Origin of the sequence: Sphingomonas sp. GM_Shp_1 (genome assembly GCF_026540895.1) — a bacterium.
Taxonomy (GTDB): Bacteria; Pseudomonadota; Alphaproteobacteria; order Sphingomonadales; family Sphingomonadaceae; genus Sphingomonas.
On record NZ_JALNUR010000037.1, the window covers coordinates 1 to 23,743 of the forward strand.

The 23,743-nt window shown below is 66.3% G+C and carries 24 protein-coding genes; 9 read left to right on the plus strand and 15 right to left on the minus strand.

What is annotated here, in order from left to right:
• From OXQ33_RS14880 to OXQ33_RS14900, 5 genes are all read left to right on the plus strand, one after another.
• The coding region (locus tag OXQ33_RS14880; RefSeq protein ID WP_267435473.1) for an RNA-binding S4 domain-containing protein at window positions 1–281 on the plus strand (281 nt) is incomplete at its 5' end.
• 29 nt (window positions 282–310) lie between these two features.
• The gene (gene fdxA, locus OXQ33_RS14885) at window positions 311–652 is read left to right on the plus strand and encodes a ferredoxin FdxA (RefSeq protein ID WP_267435474.1); all 342 of its coding nucleotides are present in this window, start codon (window positions 311–313) and stop codon (window positions 650–652) included.
• 262 nt (window positions 653–914) lie between these two features.
• Window positions 915–1,448, plus strand: coding sequence for a CarD family transcriptional regulator (locus OXQ33_RS14890; RefSeq protein ID WP_042486954.1), 534 nt, complete (start codon window positions 915–917; stop codon window positions 1,446–1,448).
• A 132-nt stretch (window positions 1,449–1,580) separates the two neighbouring features.
• Window positions 1,581–2,330 carry a head GIN domain-containing protein gene (locus OXQ33_RS14895; RefSeq protein WP_267435475.1) on the plus strand — a complete coding sequence of 250 codons (750 nt, stop codon included), beginning with the start codon at window positions 1,581–1,583 and terminating at the stop codon, window positions 2,328–2,330.
• 282 nt (window positions 2,331–2,612) lie between these two features.
• Window positions 2,613–3,308, plus strand: coding sequence for a DUF2807 domain-containing protein (locus OXQ33_RS14900; RefSeq protein WP_267435476.1), 696 nt, complete (start codon window positions 2,613–2,615; stop codon window positions 3,306–3,308).
• Between the two features lie 9 nt (window positions 3,309–3,317).
• On the opposite strand, the gene OXQ33_RS14905 is transcribed toward OXQ33_RS14900, so the two are convergent.
• On the minus strand, window positions 3,318–4,268 hold the full coding sequence (locus OXQ33_RS14905; RefSeq protein ID WP_267435477.1) for an alpha/beta hydrolase: 951 nt from the start codon (window positions 4,266–4,268) through the stop codon (window positions 3,318–3,320).
• 139 nt (window positions 4,269–4,407) lie between these two features.
• On the opposite strand from OXQ33_RS14905, the gene OXQ33_RS14910 reads away from it, so the two are divergent.
• A complete protein-coding gene (locus OXQ33_RS14910; protein WP_267435478.1) occupies window positions 4,408–6,777 on the plus strand; it encodes a membrane-bound PQQ-dependent dehydrogenase, glucose/quinate/shikimate family in 2,370 nt (789 codons plus the stop codon).
• Window positions 6,778–7,030: 253 nt separating this feature from the next.
• Here OXQ33_RS14910 and OXQ33_RS14915 read toward each other — a convergent pair whose 3' ends face one another.
• Genes OXQ33_RS14915 through OXQ33_RS14925 form a run of 3 tightly spaced genes read right to left on the minus strand, consistent with a single transcriptional unit; the run spans window position 7,031 to window position 13,199 of the window.
• On the minus strand, window positions 7,031–8,380 hold the full coding sequence (locus OXQ33_RS14915; protein ID WP_267435479.1) for a family 43 glycosylhydrolase: 1,350 nt from the start codon (window positions 8,378–8,380) through the stop codon (window positions 7,031–7,033).
• Window positions 8,380–9,945 carry an alpha-L-arabinofuranosidase C-terminal domain-containing protein gene (locus OXQ33_RS14920; protein ID WP_267435480.1) on the minus strand — a complete coding sequence of 522 codons (1,566 nt, stop codon included), beginning with the start codon at window positions 9,943–9,945 and terminating at the stop codon, window positions 8,380–8,382. The genes OXQ33_RS14915 and OXQ33_RS14920 overlap by 1 nt, the downstream gene beginning before the upstream one ends.
• 56 nt (window positions 9,946–10,001) lie before the next feature.
• The gene (locus OXQ33_RS14925) at window positions 10,002–13,199 is read right to left on the minus strand and encodes a glycoside hydrolase family 2 TIM barrel-domain containing protein (protein ID WP_267435481.1); all 3,198 of its coding nucleotides are present in this window, start codon (window positions 13,197–13,199) and stop codon (window positions 10,002–10,004) included.
• 206 nt (window positions 13,200–13,405) lie between these two features.
• On the opposite strand from OXQ33_RS14925, the gene OXQ33_RS14930 reads away from it, so the two are divergent.
• Complete coding sequence (locus OXQ33_RS14930) at window positions 13,406–14,902, plus strand: glycoside hydrolase (protein ID WP_267435482.1); 1,497 nt, start codon at window positions 13,406–13,408, stop codon at window positions 14,900–14,902.
• 116 nt (window positions 14,903–15,018) lie between these two features.
• On the opposite strand, the gene OXQ33_RS14935 is transcribed toward OXQ33_RS14930, so the two are convergent.
• From OXQ33_RS14935 to OXQ33_RS14985, 11 genes are all read right to left on the minus strand, one after another.
• Complete coding sequence (locus OXQ33_RS14935; protein ID WP_267435483.1) at window positions 15,019–15,507, minus strand: MmcB family DNA repair protein; 489 nt, start codon at window positions 15,505–15,507, stop codon at window positions 15,019–15,021.
• 57 nt (window positions 15,508–15,564) lie between these two features.
• Complete coding sequence (locus tag OXQ33_RS14940) at window positions 15,565–16,194, minus strand: cell wall hydrolase (RefSeq protein ID WP_267435484.1); 630 nt, start codon at window positions 16,192–16,194, stop codon at window positions 15,565–15,567.
• 194 nt (window positions 16,195–16,388) lie between these two features.
• Window positions 16,389–16,715 (minus strand): DUF1491 family protein, encoded by a 327-nt coding sequence (locus tag OXQ33_RS14945; protein WP_267435485.1) that lies wholly within the window; start codon window positions 16,713–16,715, stop codon window positions 16,389–16,391.
• 4 nt (window positions 16,716–16,719) lie between these two features.
• Window positions 16,720–17,178 (minus strand): PaaI family thioesterase, encoded by a 459-nt coding sequence (locus OXQ33_RS14950; protein ID WP_267435486.1) that lies wholly within the window; start codon window positions 17,176–17,178, stop codon window positions 16,720–16,722.
• Window positions 17,162–17,632: a PTS sugar transporter subunit IIA gene (locus OXQ33_RS14955; protein WP_267435487.1), complete on the minus strand. Its 471-nt coding sequence runs from the start codon at window positions 17,630–17,632 to the stop codon at window positions 17,162–17,164. Before OXQ33_RS14955 ends, OXQ33_RS14950 begins: the two co-directional genes overlap by 17 nt.
• A gap of 63 nt (window positions 17,633–17,695) precedes the next feature.
• Window positions 17,696–18,286: a ribosome-associated translation inhibitor RaiA gene (raiA, locus tag OXQ33_RS14960; RefSeq protein ID WP_267435488.1), complete on the minus strand. Its 591-nt coding sequence runs from the start codon at window positions 18,284–18,286 to the stop codon at window positions 17,696–17,698.
• A gap of 55 nt (window positions 18,287–18,341) precedes the next feature.
• Complete coding sequence (dnaQ, locus tag OXQ33_RS14965) at window positions 18,342–19,037, minus strand: DNA polymerase III subunit epsilon (RefSeq protein ID WP_267435489.1); 696 nt, start codon at window positions 19,035–19,037, stop codon at window positions 18,342–18,344.
• 7 nt (window positions 19,038–19,044) lie between these two features.
• On the minus strand, window positions 19,045–19,638 hold the full coding sequence (gene coaE / locus OXQ33_RS14970) for a dephospho-CoA kinase (RefSeq protein WP_267435490.1): 594 nt from the start codon (window positions 19,636–19,638) through the stop codon (window positions 19,045–19,047).
• Window positions 19,635–20,447 (minus strand): shikimate dehydrogenase, encoded by an 813-nt coding sequence (gene aroE, locus OXQ33_RS14975; protein ID WP_267435491.1) that lies wholly within the window; start codon window positions 20,445–20,447, stop codon window positions 19,635–19,637. Before aroE ends, coaE begins: the two co-directional genes overlap by 4 nt.
• A complete protein-coding gene (locus OXQ33_RS14980; protein ID WP_267435492.1) occupies window positions 20,447–21,034 on the minus strand; it encodes a nucleoside triphosphate pyrophosphatase in 588 nt (195 codons plus the stop codon). Before OXQ33_RS14980 ends, aroE begins: the two co-directional genes overlap by 1 nt.
• The gene (locus OXQ33_RS14985; RefSeq protein WP_267435493.1) at window positions 21,031–21,849 is read right to left on the minus strand and encodes a pyruvate, water dikinase regulatory protein; all 819 of its coding nucleotides are present in this window, start codon (window positions 21,847–21,849) and stop codon (window positions 21,031–21,033) included. Before OXQ33_RS14985 ends, OXQ33_RS14980 begins: the two co-directional genes overlap by 4 nt.
• A 318-nt stretch (window positions 21,850–22,167) precedes the next feature.
• Between OXQ33_RS14985 and hemE the strand changes: the two genes are divergently transcribed.
• Together hemE and OXQ33_RS14995 are read left to right on the plus strand one after the other, a co-directional pair.
• Window positions 22,168–23,190 (plus strand): uroporphyrinogen decarboxylase, encoded by a 1,023-nt coding sequence (gene hemE, locus OXQ33_RS14990; RefSeq protein WP_267435499.1) that lies wholly within the window; start codon window positions 22,168–22,170, stop codon window positions 23,188–23,190.
• The gene (locus OXQ33_RS14995; protein ID WP_267435494.1) at window positions 23,187–23,648 is read left to right on the plus strand and encodes a CopD family protein; all 462 of its coding nucleotides are present in this window, start codon (window positions 23,187–23,189) and stop codon (window positions 23,646–23,648) included. The genes hemE and OXQ33_RS14995 overlap by 4 nt, the downstream gene beginning before the upstream one ends.
• Window positions 23,649–23,743 lie beyond the last annotated feature (95 nt).

A 23,743-nucleotide genomic window follows, 5' to 3' on the forward strand; every position in this document is an offset into this window, starting at 1 on the left:
ACCGTTTCCTTTGGTGGGCGCGGATCGCCAAGTCGCGGGAGATGGCACAGGCGATGGCGTGCGACGGCCATTTCCGGATGGACGGGCGCGCGATCGACCGGGCTCATGCGCCGGTGCGGATCGGCAGCATCCTGACCTTCGCGCATCATGGCCAGGTCCGCGTGCTGCGCGTCGAATCGCTGCCCGTCCGGCGCGGCCCGCCCGCCGAAGGGCGCGCCTGCTATTGCGATCTGGTCACTTCCCCGGTTTCAAGCGTTGACGGATCGACTCACGCGGCATAGCAGCACGCGTTCGTACCTTGGGAGTTGTCATGACCTACGTCGTCACCGATGCCTGCATTCGTTGCAAGTATATGGACTGTGTCGAGGTGTGTCCCGTCGACTGCTTCTATGAGGGCGAGAATATGCTCGTCATCAACCCGTCCGAGTGCATCGACTGCGGCGTGTGCGAGCCGGAATGCCCGGCCGAGGCGATCCTGCCCGACACCGAAAGCGGGCTGGAACAGTGGCTGGAGCTGAACACCACCTTCTCGGCGCAGTGGCCCAATGTCACGCGCAAGCTGGACCAGACCCCGCCCGACGCCGATGCGATGAAGGGCGTGGAGAACAAATATGAGCAGTTCTTCAGCCCGGCGCCCGGTAAGGGCGACTGACTTCGGCCTCTGATCGGGGGCCCCTGATCGCGCCGACGACGCTACGGCAGGGCCGCTCTCGACACGTGGCCGGGCCTGGTTGCGGGACATGCTGGTAATTTTGTTGCGACCATGCTATATGGTTCCGCGACGGGCCTAGCTGTTTTCGCGAAGGCCCGCCTTGCTATGTTCGACCCTTCCTTCCCGAGGCCGATGAGAACAGTGGACCCATTTCCGCTCGTCCGGCGCTCGTGCGAAGGCCTTTGATCCGGAAAGGCCCCCAATGGCTGCCAAGGCGCTCCACTTCGACGTCGGTGACTATGTCGTGTATCCCAAGCATGGCGTGGGCCGCGTTATCGAGCTGCAAAAGCAGGAAATCGCAGGGATGCAGCTCGAACTCTACGTGCTGCGCTTCGAAAAGGAGCGCATGACGCTCCGCGTTCCCACCAACAAGGCCGAGTCGGTCGGCATGCGCAAGCTGTCCTCGGACAAGACCATGCGCGAGGCGATGGAAACGCTGAAGGGCAAGCCCAAGGTCAAGCGCACCATGTGGTCGCGCCGTGCCCAGGAATATGAAGCGAAGATCAACTCGGGCGACCTGGTGTCGATCGCCGAAGTGGTCCGCGACCTGTTCCGCGCCGACGACCAGCCCGAGCAGAGCTATTCCGAGCGGCAGATCTTCGAAGCGGCGACCAGCCGCCTCGCCCGCGAACTCGCCGCGATGGAAGAGGTGGACGAGCCCCGCGCCCAGGAGAAGATCCTCGAGATCCTGCGCGCCGCGGCCGCTATCTATAACAAGGAAAAGCCCGCGGCCTGATCGGCTGCGGTCTCGACCGAACCGAAAAGGGGCGGCTCCATCCGGGGCCGCCCTTTTTCATTTGGCCCTTTTCATTTGCATGCCTCCCCATCGGATGTGTATTGTAATAGCAATACACAACAGGAGGATCGCATGGCCGGACCCGCATTTCGACTGCCCCTGATCGCGCTGCTGGCGCTGGCGATCCCTACGGCGGCGTGCAGCTATAGCTGGTCCGACGATGAGGGGCAGGATGTGCCGGCACAAGGATCGGGCACCACCCGCAGCTATGCCGTGCGCGATTTCACCGGCATCGACCTGCGCGGCAGCGATCCGGTGGAGGTCCGGGTGGGCGGCGGCTTCTCGGTCCGTGCCGAAGGACCGTCCGACGTCCTGGACCAGCTGCGCATCGAGCGCGACGGCGACACGCTGCGCGTCGGGCGGAAAAAGGGTGTGCATTGGGGCGGCGGCAAGGGCGCGCGCATCTTCGTCACGCTGCCGCGCCTGACCGACGTGGGGGTGGCCGGATCGGGCCGGATGACGGTCGACCGGGTCGAGGGGCCCAGCTTCCATGCCGGGATTGCGGGATCGGGCGATCTGGTGATCGGCGCGATGCGGGTCGGCACCGCCGATCTGGGCGTCGCGGGATCGGGGACGATCACGCCCAGCGGCGTGGCCGACATGCTGAAGGTCTCCGTCGCCGGGTCGGGCGATGTGCGCGGGGCCGGGTTGCAGGCGAAACAGGCCAATGTCTCGATCGCCGGATCGGGCGACGTCGTCGCACGGGTGAACGGCGCGGCCAAGGTCAGCCTGATGGGATCGGGCAGCGCCGATCTGGGCCCGCAATCGACCTGCACCGTCAGGAAGATGGGCTCCGGCAGTGCCCGCTGCGGGCGGCGGTGATCCCGGGAGGGGCGGCGACCTAGGGCCGATCGACATTCACTCTATTTCTCCCCTGGAAGGGGAGGTGGCAGGCCGAAGGCCTGACGGAGGGGTGTCCCCGTTGGTGAGTTCGGCCAAGCTCACGGCGGGCTACACCCCTCCACCATGCTTCGCATGGTCCCCCTCCCCTTACAGGGGAGGAACGATGACCCTTCCGCTTGAATGTCGATCAGCCCTTAGCATCCCATCGTTCGATTCCGCCCTGGCTTGTCCTGCTCCAACGACGGTGCGAGGATCGCCGCCATGTTCCCCCGCGCTTTCCTCGCCGCCGCCTTGCTCCTCCCCAGCGTCGCACAGGCCGCGGATCGGCGGGTCGATCTGAGCAGCTTCGACGCGCTGCGGGTCGAGGGGCCGTTCATCGTCGCCCTGACCACCGCGCCCTCGCCACGCGGCATGTTGACGGGCGATGCCGAGGCGCTTCGCCCGGTCGAAGCGCGGATCAGCGGCACGACCCTGGTGGTGCGGCGGACCAGCGACGGCATGGCCATGGCGCGTGGGCCCAGCGGCCCCGTCACCCTGACTATCGCCGCGCCGCCGCTGTCAACGATCACCGTCATCGGCGGCGCGCAGGTGACGGCGCAGGCGATGCGCGGCACCGCCCTGTCCCTCAACATCAACGGCGCGGGCGATGTACGGATCGACCGGGCGGATGGCGAGCAGTTGAGCGCGACCTTGCTCGGCCCCGCCAAGCTGGCGATCGGCAGCGGGCGGGTCGGCAAGGCGCGGCTCTCCGCCAACGGTCCCGCCGCGATCATGGCGGGCGGACTGGAGGCGGGCGATCTGCTGGTCATGCTCGACGGTGCAGGAGAGGTCGACGCGCGGGCGCGCTACACCGCGACCATCGCCAATAACGGGCTGGGTCGCGTGACCGTGGCGGGGACGCCCAAATGCCGGATCACGGGTGCGGGCGGCGGTCCGGTGCGCTGCGGCGAGCGGTGACGCGCCCCGTCAGTCGCTCGGCTTGACCCGCCGCGCGAGGAAAGCGTCGATCGCGGCGAAGGCATTGCCCCGCATCGGCTCCGCCTCCCGCAATATCTCGTGCGCGCAGCCCCGTCCGAAGGCGACCAGTTCCCCCCGGGGCAGTTGCGCCGCCACCCGTCCGGCGGCGCGCGCATCGACCAGCCGGTCGGCGAGCGCCACCAGCATCAGCACCGGCGTCTCGATCCGCCGCAGCCCCGGATCGTCGCGAAGCGCCGCGGTCGCACGAAACGCCTCCGCCACCCAGTGCCAGCTCGGCGAGCCCAGGCACAGCTCCGGCCAGCGCCGCCGGAACGCCTGCTGATCGGCGAAGCGCGCGACGTCATGGGTTAGCCTTTTCTGGCGCGCGGTGGAGGCCGCCTCGGTCTCCAGCCTTTGCCAGGCGGGACGGCGTGGGTCGCCCCGCCCGACCTGCCACCGGGCGAACATCGTGCCCGCCCATTGCCCGATAGGTGAACGCAGCGCGAGCATCGGCGCGACCAGCACCGCCGCATCGGGCGCGATCCGCCGCGCCGCCAGTGCCGAGAGGGTGACGAACCCACCCATGGAATGGCCGAGCACGACATGCGGCCCCTCCGCTTCCTCCACCCAATCGGCATGGAAAGCGGCCAGATCGTCGGTCAGCCGGTCGAAGCGATCGATATGGCCGGTGTCATCGCTCGCCAGCCGCCCCGATCCCCCCTGCCCGCGCCAGTCGAAGGCCGTGACGTCCCAGCCCTGGGCCCGGAAATGGTCGATCGCATCGCCATATTTCTCGACCATGTCGGCGCGCCCCGTCTGGAACAGCAACCGCCCGCGCCGCGCCGTGCCCTCTTCGCGCGGGCGATCATAGCGGCGATGCACCCAGCCGTCGGGCGCAATCCAAGGCGTCAGCCAGGGCGAAAGCGGCCCATCGAGCGGCCAAGAGGGCGATGTCGCCATGACGGCCTTCATCCTTTTCCAGCGCAACGGCGGGACTTCGCCCGGAAAATTGCCGCAGATCAAGCGCCTTCGCGAACAAAGACGAAGCTGCTGCGTTCACCCCTCAGCAATGTTTTGTCACAACCATCGGGGATAGCCCATGTTGGGTCGCGCCTTTGCAAGGATTCTGGGCTGGGCGCTGGCCCTGCTGGGCGGGTTTTTCGCCGTGGCGGGGGGCTATCTCGCGCTGCTGGGCGGCTCGCCTTATTATGGGCTGACCGGCCTGGCGATGATCCTGTCGGGCGCGCTGATCGGGCGGGGGGATCCGCGCGGGCGGTGGCTCTATGTCGCGATCTGGGTCGTCACCCTGGTCTGGGCGGTGTGGGAGGTGGGGCTGGACTGGCTTCAGCTCGTGCCACGCGTGGTCGCGCCGACCGTTCTGCTGGTGCTGGTCGCCCTTCCCTGGATCGGGCATGCGATGCGTTCGCCCCGGGCGCGGACGCGGGCGATGCCCGCCGCTTTGGGGATGGTCGCGCTGCTGTTCGCCGTGCCCGTTCTGAAGACCCGCCCGGTCGAGGCGCAGGACCCCGCGCCCCCCGGACTGCCGATCGCCGCACAGGCGCCGGTGGGCGACTGGACCGATTATGGCGGCACCCTGTCGGGCCAGCGCTATTCGGCGTTGTCGCAGATCACGCCGGAGAATGTCGGCAAGCTGGAACTTGCCTGGACGCAGCGGACCGGCGACCTGCCCGACCGGGCGGAATCGGTCGAGCATCGCCGCGAATATCATTCGGAAGCGACGCCGATCCAGATCGGCGACACGCTGTATACCTGCACCCCGCATTCGATCGTGCAGGCGATCGACGCGACGACCGGGCGCACCAAGTGGAGTTGGAAGGATCAGGTCAGCCGCCAGGGCAATTCCTATCTCGTCTGTCGCGGCGTCGCCTTTTATCAGGCACCGGCCGGCACCCCCTGCCCCCGCCGCATCTTCGCGCCGACCTTCGACGCGCGGATGATGGCGCTGGATGCCGATACGGGGAAACCCTGCCCCGGTTTCGGGACCAATGGCGGGATCGACCTGCGCCGGAACATGGGCGTATCGGGCCCCGCCGACCAGATCAGCACCTCGCCCCCGGTGGTCGCGAACGGTCGTTTGATCGTGGGGGAGCGGATCGTCGACAACGTCAACCGCAACATCCCCAGCGGCGTGGTGCGCGCCTATGATCCGATCAGCGGCGCAGGAGTCTGGGCCTGGGATGTCGGCCGGTCGCAGGATGCGATTCCGCCGCTGCCTGCCGGGGAAACCTATACGCGCGGCACGCCCAATGTCTGGGGCGCGATGACCGCCGATCCGGCCAATGGGCTGGTCTATCTGGGCACCGGCAATGCTTCGCCCGATTACTGGATCGGCTGGCGGCGGCCCTTCGACGACCGGTTCGGCACCGCGATCGTCGCGCTGGAGATCGCGACCGGCAAGCTGCGCTGGGTCCGCCAGCTCGTCCACCGCGACATGTGGGACATGGACATCCCCATCGGCCCGTCGCTGTTCGACTATCGCGCGCCGAACGGACAGACCATTCCGGCCCTGATCCAGACGACCAAGATGGGCCAGGTCTATTTCCTCAACCGCCTGACCGGTGCGCCGATCACGCCTATCGTCGAGCGGCCCGCGCGACAGGACGGCGCGACGCCGGGGGTCAAGGTTTCCCCGACCCAGCCCTGGTCGGTCGGCCTGCCTTCCTTCACCCCGCCCGCGCCGACCGAGAAGTCGACCTGGGGCGCGACGCCGATCGACCAGCTCTTCTGCCGGATCGATATCCGCCGTGCGCAGGGGACCGGCATCTATCAGCCGACGGGGTTGAAGCCGATCATCGGCCATCCGGCGTTCGACGGCGTCACGGACTGGGGCGGCGCGGCGCTCGATCCGGTACGGCAGGTCTTTACCGTCAACACGATGGAGATGCCGTTCAAGATCTGGCTGATGCGCCGCGATGATCCGCGCGTGAAGAAATATATGGAAAAGAAGAAGGGCGGCGAGAATGCGCGCGAGCCCAATCTCCAGACCCAGTATAACACCCCCTATGTCGCGGTGGTCGCGGCCTGGATCGGCGTGTTCGGCGCACCGTGCAACGCCCCGCCCTGGGGGCATCTGACCGCCGTCGATCTCAACACCCGGCAGGTGGTGTGGAAGAAGGTGCTGGGCACTGCGCGCGACACCGGGCTGTTCGGCAGCCATCTGGGCGTGCCGATCAAGACGGGCGTGCCCAATCTGGGCGGCTCGATCATCACCGCGTCGGGCCTGGTGTTCATCGGGGCGACGACCGACCAGTATCTGCGGGCCTATGACTTGAAGACCGGCCGGGTGCTGTGGCGCGCGCGGTTGCCGGCGGGCGCGCAAGCAACGCCGATGACCTATCGCGGGCGGGATGGACGGCAATATGTCGTCATCACCGCCGGGGGGCATGGAGCGCTAGGGACGCGCTATGGGGATTATACGATGGCGTTCGCGTTGCCGAAGGGGGTGTGAGGAGAGGTTCCACCCTTGGCCTTCGACTTCGCTCAGGCTGAACGGAGGTTGGGGGCGGGACGCTCACTCCAGGCACGCCCCTCCCGCAAGCGGGAGGGGATGGGGGAGGGCACGGAGTCTCACCGAGACTAACGCCTGCGGCAGGCCCCCTCCCCAAACCCAGTTTCAGGTAAATGATGCCCCCGCATCATTTAGGTCATGCCGGGGGCATGACCGACCTGAAACTCCCGTCCCGCAGGAGGGGCTTAAGGCGTCAGAAGATCGACCATTCCAGGATCGCAGGCTCCTTCGCCGCGACCGTCATCCGCAACCACCGAGCCTTGCCCGGATGGCGCAGGGTGATGGGCGAGCCGCTCACCCCCGTCTTCGCCGCCACCTGACGCCAGCTCTTGCCATCCACCGACGCCTCGATCCGCACATCCTGTGGCTGGATCACAAAGGCCGGACGCACTTGACTCTCCCGCACCATCCGCACCGCCCCCAGATCGGCGGTCAGCATCGGCGCCTGCCCCGCCTCGGGTCGCCAAGCGGTGGCGTAATTGTCGTCCGCCGCCAGCGCATCCGCCCCCTTTCCCGTCCAGCGCAGTCCCCGCGTCCGATACGCCGCGAAGGCCGGGATCACGGGATCATGGCTAGGCACCACCTTCTCCAGCGTCCCGTCCACCTTCACGGTCAGCGGATCGATCGCCACCTGCCGCAACACCCGGTCGCCCCCCATCACGAAGGGCAGCGCCTGTCGGTGATAGAGGATGTAGGACCGCCCCCTGTCGGCGAAGATCGCATGATGACCGGGGCTGATGATCTGCTTCTTCGCGTCGGTTTCCAGAATCGGACTGTTCGCCGCCTCGGTGAACGGCCCCATCGGCGAGGAGCCGACCGCGTAGCGCACCTTGTAGGTGTCCTTGGTCGTGTTGCCGTCGCTATAGGTCAGCAGGTAACGCCCCTTTTCCTTCACCATGAAGGGGCCTTCGAAATAATGGGCGGGGGTCACGTCCTTCGGCTCGCCGTCGAAATGGACCATGTCAGGCTTCAGCTTCACGACGAAGCAATGACCGTTGACCCAGTTCAGCCCCGATCCCCAATAGAGATAGGCCTGGCCGTCGGTGTCGATGAACGCCTCGGCATCGATCATGTGATACTGGGGAGCGAAGTCGCGCGCGATCAGCGGCTTGCCGCCATTGGCATCGGCCCATGGCCCTGCCGGAGAAGGCGCGGAGCCGACCCACACCTCGCTGCCGACCGAGACATACATATACCAGCGGCCATTGGCGGCCTTGACCACCGAGGGGGCCCAGACCTTGGCATCGCCCGAGGTCGGGCTGGTCGCCGCCTGCTTGGTCGGCCAGTTTGGCTGCGAGAATGTCCAGTCGCGGCCATTGTCCGAGGTCCACAACCCCAGACGATCGTCGCCCCAGGGATCGACCGTGGCGAAGATATACCAACGCCCCCCGTCGCGCACGATGGAGGGGTCGGCGAAATAGCCCGGGAGCAGGGGATTGCCCGCCCCCGGACTGTTCCATGCCATGTCGCGCCGGGGCGCAGCGGACCCCGCCGCCCCACTTAACAGGACGGCGGCGAGCAGCGCTCCGGCGCGGGACCGCATCAGCGCAGGTCCAGCATCACGACCGACTTGGCCGGGATCTGCACGCTCAACATGCCACCCGACAGCGTCGCGCCGCTGAACGGCTGCGGCGCGACCTGGGCCGGTGCGTCGAACGTGTTGTGCGCGTCCATCGTCGCTCCGGTCAGGATACGACCCGACACCTGCGCGGCATTGAGGCCGTCCAGCTTGACGGTCACGGTCGCGGGCTGGTTGGGATCGACATTGGTCAGTCCGACATGGACGACGCCCGCCTTGTCACGGACGGCCGAAGCGCTGACCGCCTTCATCACCCACTGGTCCTTATTGTACCAGCGCGACTGGACATCGACCGGCAGGACGGTGCCGTCCTGATAGTCCTTGTACATGTCGAACACCCAATAGGTCGGCGTCTTCACCATGCGCGATCCGTCGACCAGGATCATCGCCTGGAGCACGTTGATCATCTGCGCGATATTGGCACCGCGCACGCGGTCGGCATGGCGGGCGAAGATGTCGAGGTTCAGGCTGGTGACCATCGCGTCGCGCAGGCTGTTCTGCTGGTACAGGAAGCCCGGATTGGTGCCCGGTTCGACATCATACCAAGTGCCCCATTCGTCGACCAGCAGCGCGACCCGCTTCTTGGGATCGTACTTGTCCATGATCGCCGAGTGCTTGGTGAGCAGCTCTTCCATCTTCAGCGTCTTGGAGAGGGTCCGCGCCCAGCTTTCCTCGTCGAAACCGGTCGCCGGGCCCTTCTTCTCCCAGGTACCGGGGATGGTGTAGTAATGGACGCCGATGCCGTCGAACGCGGAGCCCGCGTCGCGCATCATCACCTCGGTCCAGTTATAATCGTCGCTGTTCGCGCCGCTGGCGATCTTCATCAGCTTTTCGCCGGCGGGGACCTTCAGGAAGGTCGAATAGCGCCGGGTCACGTCCGCCGCATATTCCGGGCGCATATTGCCGCCACAACCCCACAGCTCGTTGCCGATGCCGAACATGGCGAGCTTCCACGGTTTGTCGCGACCGTTCTTGCGGCGCTCCTCGGCATAGGTCGATTTGGACGGGAAGGTCATATATTCGACCCACTCGGCCATTTCCGACGGCGCGGACGAGCCGACATTGCCCGAGACATAGGCTTCCGCCCCGACCAGTTCGGTATAGTTCATGAACTCGTTGGTGCCGAAGCTGTTGTCCTCGGTCACGCCGCCCCAGTTGGTGTTGACCTTGGTCAGCCGCTTGGCCTGGGGCCCTACGCCCTCGCGCCAGTGATATTCGTCGGCGAAGCAACCGCCCGGCCAGCGGATCACGGGGACGCGAATCGCCTTCAGCGCGTCGATCACGTCGCGGCGATAGCCGTTGATGTTGGGGATCTTGCTGCCCTTGCCCACCCAGATGCCCGGATAGATGCCGGTGCCCAGATGCTCGGCGAACTGGCCGAAGATATGGCGGTCATAGGTCGCGCCGGGACGGTCGGCATGCACCGCCACCGTATCGCCGCCGGTCGCGGGTGCCTCCTGCGCCGTCGCGGTGCCCGCGAACAGCGTGGCCGCCGCCGCCGCGAACAGGAATTTCGTTGCCCTTTTCATGGTCTCTCCTCTGCCTGAAACGGCATGATGGCTTATTGTCCGAGTAAAGAACAGCCCTATTGCGGTTCGGTCGCGCGGGCGGGCTTCGCTTTGTCGGGCGTGGTCCCCTCGCCCGCGAACGGCTCCAGCCGGAAGGCGATGCGGGTGGGCTCCAGCTTCGTCCGGTACTTCATGTGCGGCTGGCCGACATGGCTCCAGGTCGTGTCGCCGCCGACGCCCCATTGTGCGGCATCGACGATCAGCGTCGTCTCGCCATGCGGCACGATGTCGGTCGACTTCCACGTGCCCGGCGCGCGGCGGTAGAGATCGCCATAGGGAAAGGCGAGCGCCTGCATCATCAACGGCTTGTCCGCTCGCACACGCAGGCCGTTGCCCGCGCCCGACAGCTCCATCCAGCGCACGTCCAGCTTGTTGCCGGTATCCTGCGGTCGCATGTAATCGTGATTCTGCTCGGCGATCGCCCCGCGCCACAGCCCGATCGCAGCCGAAGTCTTGCGATCGACATAGCTTTCATGCGGACCCCGGCCATACCATTCGACCGTCTTCACATTGGTCGGCATGGTGTACCACAGGCCGATACGGACCGGCGGCGGCAGGTCGGCCTTGAGCGGCGTGAACTGCCCCTCGACATCCACCGCGCCGTCGCCCGCCATCCGATAGCGGGTGACGAAACGCGCCGCGCCCGCGCCATAGTCGTGATCGACGGTCACCAGCCCCTGCGCCCGGTCGACGGTGACGGTGCGGAGTTTCGGCGCACCGTTCATCGCGAACCAGGCGCCTTGCTGCGCGACCGTGCCGTTGGCGGTGTCGTTATCGGTCTCGGCCCGGACGAAATTGGGCTGTCCCCCCTTGGCGAGCAGCTTGCCGTCCACGCTGTACCGTTCGATCAAGCCGGTCTTGCGATCGATGACCAAGGTTGCGCGCCCAGCCGACAGGCTGACTCGGTCGGCCGTGTCCGCTACCGCGACCCGCCCCGCCTTGGCCGGGGCCATGACCGGTGCCTCACCCAGTGCGAACTGTTCCCAGCCGACGACATAGCCCGCCGGCACCGCGCGGATCGTGCCGTTCTTGGCCCGCGCACGGACGGTCAGGAAATACTCCGCACCCGGCTGCCTCGCGAATTGCGGGGCGAGCGCCACCGTCTGCACCTGTCCGGCGGCGGTGGTCAGTGCGGGCAGGGTGCCGGTCGCGACGGGCACGCCATTCTCCTCGACCACCCAGTCGAAGTCGAAGCCCGACAGGTCGATGAAGTCGTGGCGGTTGCGAATGTTGATCCGCCCCGTGGCGGGATCGAACCCCTCGAACTGGATCGGCGACTGGACCTTCTGCACTTCGTAAAGTTGCGGATTGGGGGTGCGGTCGGGCTGGTTCAGCCCGTCGCCGAACTCGATATCGCCACCCGGATTGGGGCCATACTCGCCACCGTCACCCCAATATCGCCGCCCGTCCTTGGTATAGCGGTACATGGACTGGTCGACCCAGTCCCAGATGAAGCCGCCCTGCAATTTGCGATGGGCGTAGATGGTGTCCCAATAATCCTTGAAATTGCCGCCCGAATTGCCCTGCATATGGGCATATTCGCACTGGATCATCGGTTGCGTGTGGCTCGGGTCCTCGGCCCAGTCGACCATCTTCTCGATATCGTCATACATGGGCGCGTAGATATCGACGAAGCTATTGGGCTGGTGGCTCCAGTCGAGCGTGCCCCAGCCGAGATAGGACACCAGCCGCGCCGGGTCGCGTCGCCGGATCGCCGCCGCCGCCTTCTCGAAATTGGGACCGATCCCCGCCTCGTTGCCCAGCGACCAGAAGATGATCGAGGGATGGTTCTTGTCCCGCTCGACCATGTTCATCACGCGGGAGACATGCGCGCTTTCCCAGGCGGGGTCGAAGCCGATCTGATACTTCGCCCGCTCGTCGCCATGGCGGTTGCCGGCCTCCATATAGGCGTGGCTCTCGATATTGGCCTCGTCCATCAGGTAGAAGCCGTACTCGTCCACCAGCGACAGGAAACGCGGGTCGTTGGGATAGTGCGAGGTCCGGATCGCGTTGAAGTTGTTGCGCTTCATCAACTCCAGGTCGCGGCGCATCGACTCTTCGGAGATGACGTGGAAGGTGACCGGGTCATGCTCGTGCCGGTTGACGCCGCGAATGACGATGCGGCGGCCATTGACCATGACCTGCCCGTCCTTGATCTCGACGGTGCGGAAGCCGATCCGCTGCGGCGTGGCCTGTACGACCTGTCCACTCGCATCCACCAGTTCGACCAGCAGCGTGTAGAGGTTGGGCGTCTCCGCCGACCAGGCCCGCACGCCGGGTACCCCCGCCTCCAGCCTGGCCGAGGTCGCGCCCTTGGCGACCCGCACTTCACGCGTCACCACCAACCGATCCCCGTCGAGCAGCGTCATCCGCGCGGTCATCGCCTGGGGCAGCGCGGGCAGGGTCAGTTCGGTCGACAGCGTTCCGTCGCGATAGGCCTCGTCCAGCCCGGCATGGACGAACAGATCGTCGATCCGCGCTTTCGGCACCGCGCGCAGGAAGACCGAACGCTCGATCCCCGACACGCGCCAGAAATCCTGATCCTCCAGATAGCTGCCGTCCGACCAGCGATGGACGCGGATCGCCACGACATTGCGCCCCGGCTTCACGAAGCGGGTGACGTCATATTCGGTCGGCAGCTTGGAGTCTTCGGAATAGCCGACCTCCTGCCCGTTGATCCACACCCGATAGGCCGAACCCGCCGCGCCGATCTGAAGGATCACGTCCTGGCCGCTCCAGCCCTGGGGCAGGTCGAAGTCGCGGCGGTACGATCCCGTCTCGTTATCGTCATGCGGCACCAGCGGTCGGTTCGCCGGGAAGGGATAGGTGATGTTGTTGTACTTGGGCTGGCCATAGCCCTCGGCCTGCCACATGGCGGGGACCTTGATGCTCTTCCATCCCGACACGTCGTAATCGGGCCGCTCGAACCCCTTGGGCGCGGCGTCGACCGAGGGGGAGAAGGCGAAGGACCATGCGCCGTCGAGGCTGAGGAACCGGCTGGACTTGCTCCGATCGCCCGCCAGAGCGAGTTCGCGGCTTTCATAGGGGAAGGCGGTGGCCGTGGCGGGGCGCGTACCGCGCGCGTTGACGGCGGGATTCTCCCAATCGGGACGGTTGGGATCGACCTGGACGGGGGCGACCTGCGGTCCGCTCTGCGCCGCCACCGGGCCGGTCAAAGCCATCACGGCCACTCCGGCCGCCAAACGCCATTTCATAGCACTCCCCTTTTTTCTGTCGGCCATGCCGTCCTGCCGGACATTCGCCATATATTGTCTGATTTTTATGGACGGTTTCCCTGCCCTACAAGCGAAAAGGCGCTGTCGCCGGATCGGGAATACTCCTTTTCACGCGGATTGACGGGCATGACGGCATTGCGACTATAGTCGGACGTTTGAAAAACCATCGGGGCGGGAGCAATACGATGAAGAACGCAAGGTTGCGCCGTGTCGGTCGCGCCGCCATGGCCTCGTTCGCGCTCCTTTGCGGTGCGACCGTGGCGAGCAATGCCGCTGCGCAGGCGAAGCCCGTCGCCGATCGCCCCGTTCCCGTGACCCTGCGCCCGGCGATCGATCGGCCATCGACGGTGTTCGAGGGCTGGGGCACCGCACTCGCCTGGTTCGCGCATGTTACCGGCGGCTGGCCGGAGGCGGAGCGGACGCGGCTGGCCGACCTCTTCTATGGTCCCGACGGGCTGGGATGGACCATCGCGCGCTATAATATCGGCGGCGGCAATGCGGCGGATACCCCGCCTTATATGAAGGTCGGGCGGGCGGTGCCGGGCTTCTGGCGGCAACCGGCGGGGGCGACGGGCAAGGACTGGTGGCGCGCCGAGAACCCCGCCATGTGGGACTGGGCGCAGGATGCCAACCAGCGCTGGTGGCTGGACGCGATCACCGCGCGGGTGAAGCAGCCGATCTTCGAAGCCTTTTCCAACTCGCCGCCCTGGTTCATGACGGTCAGCGGGCGGGTGTCCGGTGCGGAGAAGGGCACCGACGACAATCTGCGCCCCGGCCAGGAACAGGCCTTCGCCACCTATCTGGTGCGCGTCACCGACGAGTTGCAGCGGCGGCACAGGCTGCGCTTCCGCACCCTGTCGCCGGTCAACGAACCCAACACCGATTACTGGTTCGCCGCCAATACGCAGGAAGGCGCACACTGGTCGCCCGCCCGCCAGGCGCAAATGATCGACGCCACCGCCGCCGCGCTGAAGGCCAAGGGGCTGTCCACCGTCATCGCCGCGCCGGACGAGACCGCGTCCAATCTATTCGTCGAGGATTGGGCGGCCTATCCCGCCGCCACCCGCGCGGCGATCGGGCAACTCAACGTGCACAGCTATGGCACCGTCCACCAGACCGCCGTACGCGATATCGCCCGCGCCTCGGGCATAAGGCTGTGGATGAGCGAGAACGACACGCCGCTGTCGCGCGATCCCGAGGATTTCACCGGCATGGCGACGCCGCTGGCCTTTGCCGAGCATGTCATCGGCGATCTCAAGCGGCTGGAACCCGCCGCCTGGGTCTTCTGGCAGGCGGTCGAGGATCTCAGCACCCGCAAGGGCGAGAAGGGCTCCAACTGGGGGATCATCAAGGCCGACCTGATGGGCGCCCCCGAGCGGCCGCATGCCATCCACGTCACCGGCAAATATTGGGCGATGGCGCAGTTCAGCCGCTATATCCGGCCCGGCGACCGGCTGGTGCCGGTGGATGACATGGACACGGTGGGCGCATTGTCACCGGATGGGCGGCGATTGGTGCTGGTCCATGTCAATCCGGGGCTGTCCCCCCGGCCGTTGAGCGTCGCGGTGCCGGGCGAATGGACCCGGGAGATGATCGTGACGGATGCCTCGCATAAGGCGGTGCCGGTCAGGGGCGAGGTGGCGCCGCCCCGGTCGATCGTGACGTTGATCCTGACGCGGTGATGGTTGGGCTTGGCCTTCGACTTCGCTCAGGCTGAACGGGTCTTGGTACGATACAAATACCCAACAGCCGTTCAGCCTGAGCGAAGTCGAAGGCCAAGGGAATCCCCCAGCCTCAATCACATCCCCGCATCGGGATCGGTCAACCCGATCATCCGTCGCCCCGCGCGCCGCGCGAAGTTGAGCGTCGCCTTCTTCCGGATATGCGCGGGCAAGGGCACGCTATGCGCTTCCCGCACGATGGCGGCGTCATAGCGGTCGGCGACGATGATCCCGGTCCGCTCGGGCAGGAAAGCGGCGCTTTCCAGGGGGGACCAGTCGAACCCGGCGGGCACGGCCCAGTAGAAGCGGTCGCAATGCGCGAGATAATCGGGCCATTTCCCGTCGCCCAGCATATCGGCACGCGACACCTTGATCTCGACCACCACCACCCCGCCCCGCGCGTCCAGCGCCATCAGGTCGGCACGGCGGCCGCCGTCCAGCGACACTTCGGGAATGGCGATCAGGTCGTGGCGGAGCAGCATCCGGGTGACGCCCCGCGCGACATCGGCGGCACAAAGCGGTGAGTCGGGGTCCTCGACACACGAAGCGGGCGGCATGTCCAACATACCGCCCGCTTAGAACATTTGACGAACAAAGCAAAGCCCCGGAGCGGGGCTGGATTGTCAACGATAGAAGATGTGATTGCCGATCGCGGCGACCTTCTGCACGCGCACGCCCGGGCGATTGCCGGGGGTGTTGAAGTACAGCGCCTTGCCGGCGGTGCTGTCCCAGGCCTGGGCCAGGGCGACCTTCGCCACCGCGACGGCGGTGCGATAGGCGCTGCGCGACGGGCTGACCGACGGGATTTCACCGTGGCGCACGAAGCTGAACTGACCGCGCTGCTTGATGACTTCGCAGACGCCGGTGGGGAAACGGCCCGACTTGGTGCGGTTCAGGATCACCTGCGCCACGGCCAGCTGGCCGCTCAGCGGTTCGCCCTGCGATTCGAAATAGATGGCACCGGCGAGGCAGCGGAGCTCTTCGCTCGACGCCATGTCGTCCTGGGCCGCAACGGCTTCGGCGAGCGACTCGAAATCGCCGTCTTCATCCGTATCCGCTTCGGAAACTTCGGAAAAATTGGGGAGCGGGGACATGGTGGCCCGGGCGCTCATGGGAACCATCGGCAGATCCGCCGCGTTGATCCCGGAAACAGCCATCGTCGTGACTGGTGCAGCACCGCCCGCAGCATTGGCGGCCACATTGGCCAGGCTGGGGGTGCTGGTGGCGAGAAGACCCGCCAGGGAAAGAGCCATGGCCGCCGATGCCGCGACTCGTTTGAAAACCGTCATTCACTCAAACAGACATGCGGTTGGATCACGGACCCGAGCATATGCCCCATGGGCGCTCGTCCGGGCTTCCCCCCGACTGCGTAACCGACCGGATCGCACCCAGCGCGGCACAACGCGAACTTAAGACCGGGCGCTCGTGGCCGATGTGGCCCCGTTCGTCAATCGTTCAGGATCGTTTCAGCGGTGAACCGTTCCGCCGCAGCGCCATCCAGTTCCACGACCCACAGGTCGGGATCGCGCGATCGCCGTCGCCGCCAATAGCCTGCCACGTCCTCGCGCGGAGTGGAATCGATCAGCGCGATGCGTCCATCGGGGCCGATCCCCCGCTCCAGCACCCGCTCGGTCCGGTCGGGGTCGATGGCGATCACCAATATGCCCCCGGCCTGTGCATCGCCCTTGGCCAGCACCATGCCCATGCCGCCGCTGTCGTTCATCCGGCGGAGAAGCGCCGTGACCAGCATCCCGGTCGGCAGGCGGCCGTCCATCGGCTCAGGCCGTCCGATAGCCGGGCAGTCCCGCCAGCGCGATCTGCGAGCGCATGAAGGTGCCGGTGCCGCGCGCCACCTCTTCCCCGCTGGCGTCGATCAGCCGCGCATCGGCGACGAAGACCCGCCGCCGCCCGCTGACCCAGCGACCCTCCGCCATCACCTCGCCCGCCTTGATCGGACGGGTCAGCAACAGGTTGAACTGCGTCGTCAGCAGGAAGCGGTCGGTGACCAGGCTGTTGCAGGCATAGAAGGCGGCATCGTCGAGCATCTTGAAATAGCTCGTGCCATGCGCCGCGCCTGCCGCATGATAATAGCGCTCGTCCACCATGAAGCGGATACGCGCGACGCCGGGCTCCGGGATTTCCAGGGTGGAGACAAACAGGCGGTTGATCGGAGCCTCGGTATAGAGGGTCTCCAGCGCCCGAAAATGCGCCGCCTCGCCCTCAGGCCGCGGCGTCACGCGCCTCGTCCTGGGTCAGCAGCGCCCAGATCGCGTCGGGCGATCCCGCCCCGCGCAGCTTGGCGACGAAGCCCTTGTCGCGCAGCCGCCGCGACACCCGCGCCAGCGCCTTGAGATGCGCCGAGCCCGCGTCCGCAGGGGAAAACATCGCGAAGACCAGGTCGACCGGCATGTCGTCCACCGCCTGGAAATCGACCGGCTGCGCCAGACGCGCGAAGACGCCGACGATCTGGTCCAGTCCCGCGACCTTGCCATGCGGGATCGCGACCCCGCCGCCGAAGCCGGTCGAACCCAGCTTCTCGCGCTCGGTCAGCACATCGGCCAACAGCTTGGCATCCTGCCCCGCCGCATCGGCGGCCGCGGTCGCCAGGGTTTGGAACAAGAGCTTCTTGTTGGAGGCGGATACACCCGCCAGCACCGTTTCATGGCGCAACAGATCACTGAAATCGTTCATGCTTCTATCCGGTGCCCCCGCGCGGCCCGCCTATTAGCGGCCCGCGCGGAAGAACGATAGGGGTTATCCCGCCGGATTGGCCCTTTGCGGTTCGACCCAGCCGATGGTTCCGTCGCCCCGACGATAGACCATATTATACGATCCCGTGCCCGAATTCTTGAACAACAGAGCGGCTGTATTGCGCAGGTCGAGCATCATGACCGCGTCGGACACGCTGGCATCGGGAATATCGACGCGGGTTTCGGCGATGATCAGGGGTGCATCGCCCGCCTCGTCCTCGTCGACCTGCTCGGCGAACAGGGTATAGCCCGCATCATAGGCCCCGGCCTCGGCCAGTTCGATCGCCTGGCCCGCATTGCGGTCCTTCAGGCGGCGCGAATAGCGACGAAGCTGCTTCTCGATCTTGGCCGCCGCCCCGTCGAAGGACAAGTGCGCGTCCTGCGCATCGTGGCGACCCTTCATGACCAGGCCACGGGTCACGTGCATGACGATATCGCACTTGAACCCGACATCGTGGGGCCCCTTGCCGAACGTCACCTCGGACGACATGGCGCGGGCGAAATATTTCTCGGCGATACCCTGAAGACGGTCCGTCACATGGGTCCGCAGCGCGTCGCCCGTTTCGACCTGATGACCAGAAATCCGGATATCCATCGTCTTCTCCTCAAACTACACGAGTGGGACGGTCCTTTTGGCCTGTCCCGTGGCGTCAACCGGACGCCTCGGCCCCCCAAATCGGATCGGTGATCCCCTTTAGAAACGCAGCATGAGCGGCAAGTTCCGCCGCATGGGGGCGGAAGACGCGCGGCGGACGGACTTTGGCGGGCGTGCGGGCGACGATCGCTGGCCCGGCCTCCCCCACCGTCTCGGCGAGCAGGCCCAGACCGATCTGCCGCCCGCCCATCAACTCGACATAGACCTGCGCCAGCAGCTGCGCGTCGAGCAGCGCACCGTGCAGCACGCGGTGCGACCGGTCGATGCCATAGCGCGAGCACAGCGCGTCGAGCGTATGCTTGGCGCCCGGATGCTTGCTGCGCGCGATCGCCAGCGTGTCGATCATCCGCGTCTTTTCATCGACCGGCGGAAAGCCCAGCGCGCCCAGCTCGCCATTGATGAAGCCGAAGTCGAAGGTCGCGTTGTGCGCGATCAGCGGCGCATCGCCGATAAAGTCCAGAAACTCGGCCACGCCCTCGGCAAAGACCGGCTTGTCCTTCAGAAAGGCGTCGGACAGGCCATGGACCGCCTGTGCCTCGGCGGGCATCGACCGTTCGGGATTGAAATAGGCGTGATAGGTGCGACCGGTCTCGACCCGGTTGACCAGTTCGACACAGCCGATTTCGACCAGCCGGTCACCTTCCGAAAATTTGAACCCGGTCGTTTCGGTGTCGAAAACGATCTCTCTCATGGACCGACTATCGGCCTTCCGATGCGCTCATGCAAGCGATCAGCCGCCGAACCTGTGCGCGGGTTTCGGCGAGCGGAATGTCGGTCGCGATGACGTGATCGGCGCGCGCCCGCTTCTCCGCATCGGGCATCTGGCGCGCGATAATGGCCTGAAACTTGGCCGAATTCATGTTCGGTCTTGCCAACACCCGTGCCTCTTGCACGGCGCGTTCTGCCGATACGACCAACACCTTATCCACAGTCTTATCTCCGCCCGTTTCGAACAGTAGCGGTATGTCGACCACCACCAACGGAGCATCCGCATGGGCGGCCAGAAAGGCGGCGCGCTCGGCCTGGACGGCGGGGTGGACGATTCCCTCGAGGCGGCGCATCGCGGAATCGTCGCCCAGCACCGCCTGCCCCAGCGCCGCGCGATTCACCCCATCGGGTCCGGTGGTGCCGGGAAAGGCCGATTCGATCGCGGGGACCAGTTTTCCACCGGGCCCCTGCAAGCGGTGGACACAGGCATCAGCATCGAACACCGGCACGCCCTCGTCGCGAAACATCTGCGCGACGGTCGATTTGCCCATGCCGATCGAGCCGGTGAGCCCCAGGACGATCATCCGAGCAGGATTCTGCGCAATTCCGCGTCTCGGTCACGCGGCGCCTCCGCCCCGAAGAACAAGGCGAACGCCACCGCCGCCTGGCCGATCAGCATCTCCAGCCCGTCGATCGTGGCCAGCCCCCTCGCCCGCGCCGCCGCCAGCAAGCTGGTTTCCAGCGGCGCATAGACGATGTCATAGACCACCGCATGCTCCGGCAGCGCCGACAGGTCGAGGTCGAGCGACGGCTGGCCGGTCATCCCCAGGCTGGTCGTATTGACCAGCAGGGCGGAGGGCGGAACGGCGCCGTCCAGCGGCAGGGCCTGTCCGTCGAGCCCGAACGAGGAAAGCAGCGCTGCACCCTTCTCCACATTCCGGTTGAGCAACGTCACCGGCCCGACCCCGATTCCGGTCAGCGCGAACAGCACCGCGCGCGCTGCGCCCCCTGCCCCGATCACCGTCACCGGCTTGCCCGCCAGATCGAACCCGCTCAGCGGCGCGGCGAACCCGGCCGCATCGGTGTTGGTACCGACCAGCACGCCATGGTCGGCGCGGATCACGGTGTTGATCGCCCCGATCGCGGCGCGAACACCCTCATGATCCTCGACATGCGCCAGCGCCGCGACCTTGTGCGGCACGGTGATGTTGCAGCCGCGCCAGTTCGGATCGTCCTTCCGCTCGGCGAAATAGGCGGGGAGTGCGTCGGGGGTGACATGGGTGGCGCGGTAATCGGCGTCGATCCCCAGCGCCCTGAGCCAGAATTTCTGAATGAGGGGCGACTTGGAATGGCTGATGGGGTCGCCGATGACTTCAGCATAGGGTCCGGTCATCAGGCAGGCATCCAGCCACGTTCGCGCAGATAGCCCAGCACGGGGAGGAGCGGCATGCCGAGGATGGTGAAGTGGCTCCCCTCGATCCGCGAGAAGAGCTGCACCCCCGGCCCCTCGATCCGGAAACAGCCGACGCACCCGGCGATCTCGGGCCATTCCCGATCCAGATAGGAGTCGATGAAGGCGGGGCAGAGAGGACGGACGTGAAGCTTAGCCCGCTCGACATGGCGCCAGACGGGACGGCCATGCTCGGCGATGACGGCGGCGCTCCAGAGTTCGTGGCTGCCGCCGCTCATCCGGGTAAGATGCTCGGCGGCCTGTTCGCGACTCTCGGGCTTGTCGAGCAGCGTGCCGTCGGCCAGCGCCACGATCGAATCCGACCCCAAGACCGGCACCGGTCCGGCATTGGCGGAAACCTTGACCGCCTTCATTTCGGCCAGCGCATCGGACAGGTCGCGCGGCGACGCACCCGCCATCGCCGCCTTGACCCCCGCTTCGTCCACCCGGGCGGGCAGCGCTTCATAAGCGACACCGGCCGCGTCGAGCATCGCCCGGCGCGAGGCGCTTTGCGAGGCGAGGATGATCATGCGTCGGTCTTTCTTTGATTCACGAGGGAGATGATCGCCGCCGCCGTCTCCTCGATCGAGCGGCGGGTGACGTCGATCACCGGCCAGTCATTGTCGGCGAACATCCGCCGGGCGAAGGTCAACTCGCGGTTCACCGCCTCCTGCTCGACATAATCGGTGTCGGGCGCCTGGTTGAGCGAGAGCAGCCGGTTGCGCCGGATCGCGATCAGCCGGTCGGCGCTGGTGGTCAGCCCCACGACCAGCGGCTTTTTCAGGGTGAACAGGAAGGGGGGCGGGGGGCTTTCGACCACGATCGGGATGTTGGCGGTCTTGTAGCCGCGATTGGCGAGATAGATGGAGGTCGGGGTCTTGGACGAACGGCTGACCCCCGCCAGCACGATATCGGCCTCCTCCCATTCCTCCCAGGCGATGCCGTCGTCATGCGCGATGGTGAACTGGATCGCATCGACACGGGCGAAATAGGCCGCGTCGAGGACATGCTGGCGACCGGGGCGCATCTTGGCCGCGACACCCAGCAACCCCGACAGCGCGGCATTGACCGGATCGAGCGGCGCGACGGTGGGCAGGCCCAGCGCATGGCAGCGGCTCTCCAGCACGCGCCGCGTCGTCGGGTTGACCAGGGTATAGATGACCAGCCCCGGATTCTGCGCGATCTCCTGAAGGATGCGCTCCAAATGGCTCTCGGTCCGGACCATCGGCCAGAAGTGCCGGACGGTTTCCACATCGTCATATTGGGCCAGCGCCGCCTTGGCGATGTTCTCCAGCGTCTCGCCGGTGGAATCGGACAGCAGGTGCAGGTGAAGCCGCGTCGTCATGGCCGGGCTAATGACTCTGTGGATAACATGACGCGAATCGGTAGCGTAACTTCGCCGACCGGCCAAGCGGCGGTTCGGCGGTGGATAAGCGATGATTCGTTCACAATGAATCCCACAGGTCCGATTCTTTTCCACAGCCTGTGAGTTATGGGGGCGATGAATCCGAATCCCGTTGAATCGGCGGTTCCTCGTGAGTCAACGTGTTGGCATATCGGGGAGAGCCGCATAATCCCGACAACCAACGTGCCAACCACTTCAACAATCCATTCTTAGAATCTTCTTTAATAGAAGAAGGGGGGTCTCCTGACCGACGTTTCGATTCGAAAGCCCCTGCTCGCCGTGTTGCGGGGCGAGCGGCAGGCGGTGCCGCCGATGTGGCTCATGCGGCAGGCCGGACGCTATCTGCCCGAGTATCGCGAGCTGCGGGCGGAGAAGGGGGGCTTTCTGGCGCTGGCCACCGATCCGGAGGCCGCGGCCGAGGTGACGGTGCAGCCGATCCGGCGGTTCGGCTTCGACGGCGCGATCCTGTTCTCCGACATATTGATGGTTCCCTGGGCCTTGGGCCAGGATTTGAGCTTCGGACCGGGGGAGGGGCCGCGTCTGACCCCTGCGCTGGTCGATACGACGCTGAATGCCCTCACGCGCGTCCCCGAGCGTCTCGACCCCGTCTATGCCACCGTCGCACGGGTCGCGGCGCAATTGCCGCCCCAGACCGGCTTTCTGGGCTTTGCCGGCTCTCCCTGGACGGTCGCGACCTATATGGTGGCGGGGCAGGGGTCCAAGGACCAGGGCGAGACGCGGCGTTTCGCCTATGCCGACGGGCAAGGGTTCGGCGCGATCATCGATGCGATCGTGGCGATGACCGTGGACTATCTGGCCGGGCAGGTGGCGAACGGGGTCGAGGCGGTGCAGCTGTTCGACAGCTGGGCGGGATCGCTGTCCCCGGCGCAGTTCGAGCGATGGGTGATCGCCCCCAATGCCGCGATCGTGGAGGGCTTCCGGGCGCGTTGCCCCGGCGTGCCGGTGATCGGCTTCCCCAAGGGCGCAGGGGGCAAGCTGCCCGCTTATGCCCGCGAAACGGGGGTGGACGCGGTCGGGCTGGACGAGACGGTCGATCCGGTCTGGGCCGACACCTATCTGCCCAAGGACCTGCCGGTGCAGGGCAATCTCGATCCGCTGGCGTTGATCGCCGGGGGCGGGGCGCTGGACGACGCGGTGGATCGCATCCTGGCGGCGTTCCCCGAGCGGCCGCACATCTTCAACCTGGGCCACGGCATCCTGCCCGACACGCCGATCGCGCATGTCGAGCGGCTGATCGCCCGCGTACGGAGCGCGTCATGATCGGACTCTTGGGGGCCGCCTATGAATGGGTGAAGGCGGCGCATATCATCTTCGTGATCTTCTGGATGGCGGGGCTGTTCATGATGCCGCGCTATCTGGTCTATCATCAGGAGGCGTTGGTCGCGGGCGATGCGGCCGACGCGGCCCGCTGGGTCGAGCGCGAGGGCAAGCTGCGTGGTATCATCCTGACGCCCGCAATGATCGCGGTGTGGGTGCTGGGGCTATTGCTGGCGGCGTCGCTGGGGGTGTTCTCAGGCGTGCCGGGGCTGGGGTGGCTCCATGCCAAGCTTGCCTTCGTGCTGTTGCTCTCGGGCTATCATGGCTGGATGGTCGGCTATTCCAAGAAGCTGGCCCGGGGGGAAAACAGGCTGACCGGCAAGCAGTTGCGGATGATCAACGAGGTGCCCGCGCTGGCCGCGACGATCATCGTCGTGCTGGTGGTGATCAAGCCGTTCTGATTGCTCGTCGGCCAAGGACGTAGACCCGTCTTCTTCTCCCCTCCCGTAAACGGGAGGGGTTGGGGGAGGGCGGGGAGTCTCACCGAGACCAACGC

What these genes read in the sequence shown, in the direction of transcription:
- OXQ33_RS14955 (WP_267435487.1), bottom strand. Translation starts at nt 17,632, where the DNA reads ATGAACGATTTCAGTGATCTGTTGCGCCATGAAACGGTGCTGGCGGGT.
- aroE (WP_267435491.1), bottom strand. Translation starts at nt 20,447, where the DNA reads ATGACCGGACCCTATGCTGAAGTCATCGGCGACCCCATCAGCCATTCC.
- OXQ33_RS14940 (WP_267435484.1), bottom strand. Translation starts at nt 16,194, where the DNA reads ATGGCTCTTTCCCTGGCGGGTCTTCTCGCCACCAGCACCCCCAGCCTG.
- dnaQ (WP_267435489.1), bottom strand. Translation starts at nt 19,037, where the DNA reads ATGAGAGAGATCGTTTTCGACACCGAAACGACCGGGTTCAAATTTTCG.
- OXQ33_RS14905 (WP_267435477.1), bottom strand. Translation starts at nt 4,268, where the DNA reads ATGGCGACATCGCCCTCTTGGCCGCTCGATGGGCCGCTTTCGCCCTGG.
- OXQ33_RS14945 (WP_267435485.1), bottom strand. Translation starts at nt 16,715, where the DNA reads ATGGACGGCCGCCTGCCGACCGGGATGCTGGTCACGGCGCTTCTCCGC.
- OXQ33_RS14900 (WP_267435476.1), top strand. Translation starts at nt 2,613, where the DNA reads ATGTTCCCCCGCGCTTTCCTCGCCGCCGCCTTGCTCCTCCCCAGCGTC.
- OXQ33_RS14895 (WP_267435475.1), top strand. Translation starts at nt 1,581, where the DNA reads ATGGCCGGACCCGCATTTCGACTGCCCCTGATCGCGCTGCTGGCGCTG.
- OXQ33_RS14925 (WP_267435481.1), bottom strand. Translation starts at nt 13,199, where the DNA reads ATGAAATGGCGTTTGGCGGCCGGAGTGGCCGTGATGGCTTTGACCGGC.
- raiA (WP_267435488.1), bottom strand. Translation starts at nt 18,286, where the DNA reads ATGGATATCCGGATTTCTGGTCATCAGGTCGAAACGGGCGACGCGCTG.
- OXQ33_RS14890 (WP_042486954.1), top strand. Translation starts at nt 915, where the DNA reads ATGGCTGCCAAGGCGCTCCACTTCGACGTCGGTGACTATGTCGTGTAT.
- OXQ33_RS14930 (WP_267435482.1), top strand. Translation starts at nt 13,406, where the DNA reads ATGAAGAACGCAAGGTTGCGCCGTGTCGGTCGCGCCGCCATGGCCTCG.
- OXQ33_RS14910 (WP_267435478.1), top strand. Translation starts at nt 4,408, where the DNA reads ATGTTGGGTCGCGCCTTTGCAAGGATTCTGGGCTGGGCGCTGGCCCTG.
- OXQ33_RS14915 (WP_267435479.1), bottom strand. Translation starts at nt 8,380, where the DNA reads ATGCGGTCCCGCGCCGGAGCGCTGCTCGCCGCCGTCCTGTTAAGTGGG.
- fdxA (WP_267435474.1), top strand. Translation starts at nt 311, where the DNA reads ATGACCTACGTCGTCACCGATGCCTGCATTCGTTGCAAGTATATGGAC.
- OXQ33_RS14980 (WP_267435492.1), bottom strand. Translation starts at nt 21,034, where the DNA reads ATGATCATCCTCGCCTCGCAAAGCGCCTCGCGCCGGGCGATGCTCGAC.
- OXQ33_RS14935 (WP_267435483.1), bottom strand. Translation starts at nt 15,507, where the DNA reads ATGTTGGACATGCCGCCCGCTTCGTGTGTCGAGGACCCCGACTCACCG.
- OXQ33_RS14995 (WP_267435494.1), top strand. Translation starts at nt 23,187, where the DNA reads ATGATCGGACTCTTGGGGGCCGCCTATGAATGGGTGAAGGCGGCGCAT.
- OXQ33_RS14920 (WP_267435480.1), bottom strand. Translation starts at nt 9,945, where the DNA reads ATGAAAAGGGCAACGAAATTCCTGTTCGCGGCGGCGGCGGCCACGCTG.
- coaE (WP_267435490.1), bottom strand. Translation starts at nt 19,638, where the DNA reads ATGATCGTCCTGGGGCTCACCGGCTCGATCGGCATGGGCAAATCGACC.
- OXQ33_RS14985 (WP_267435493.1), bottom strand. Translation starts at nt 21,849, where the DNA reads ATGACGACGCGGCTTCACCTGCACCTGCTGTCCGATTCCACCGGCGAG.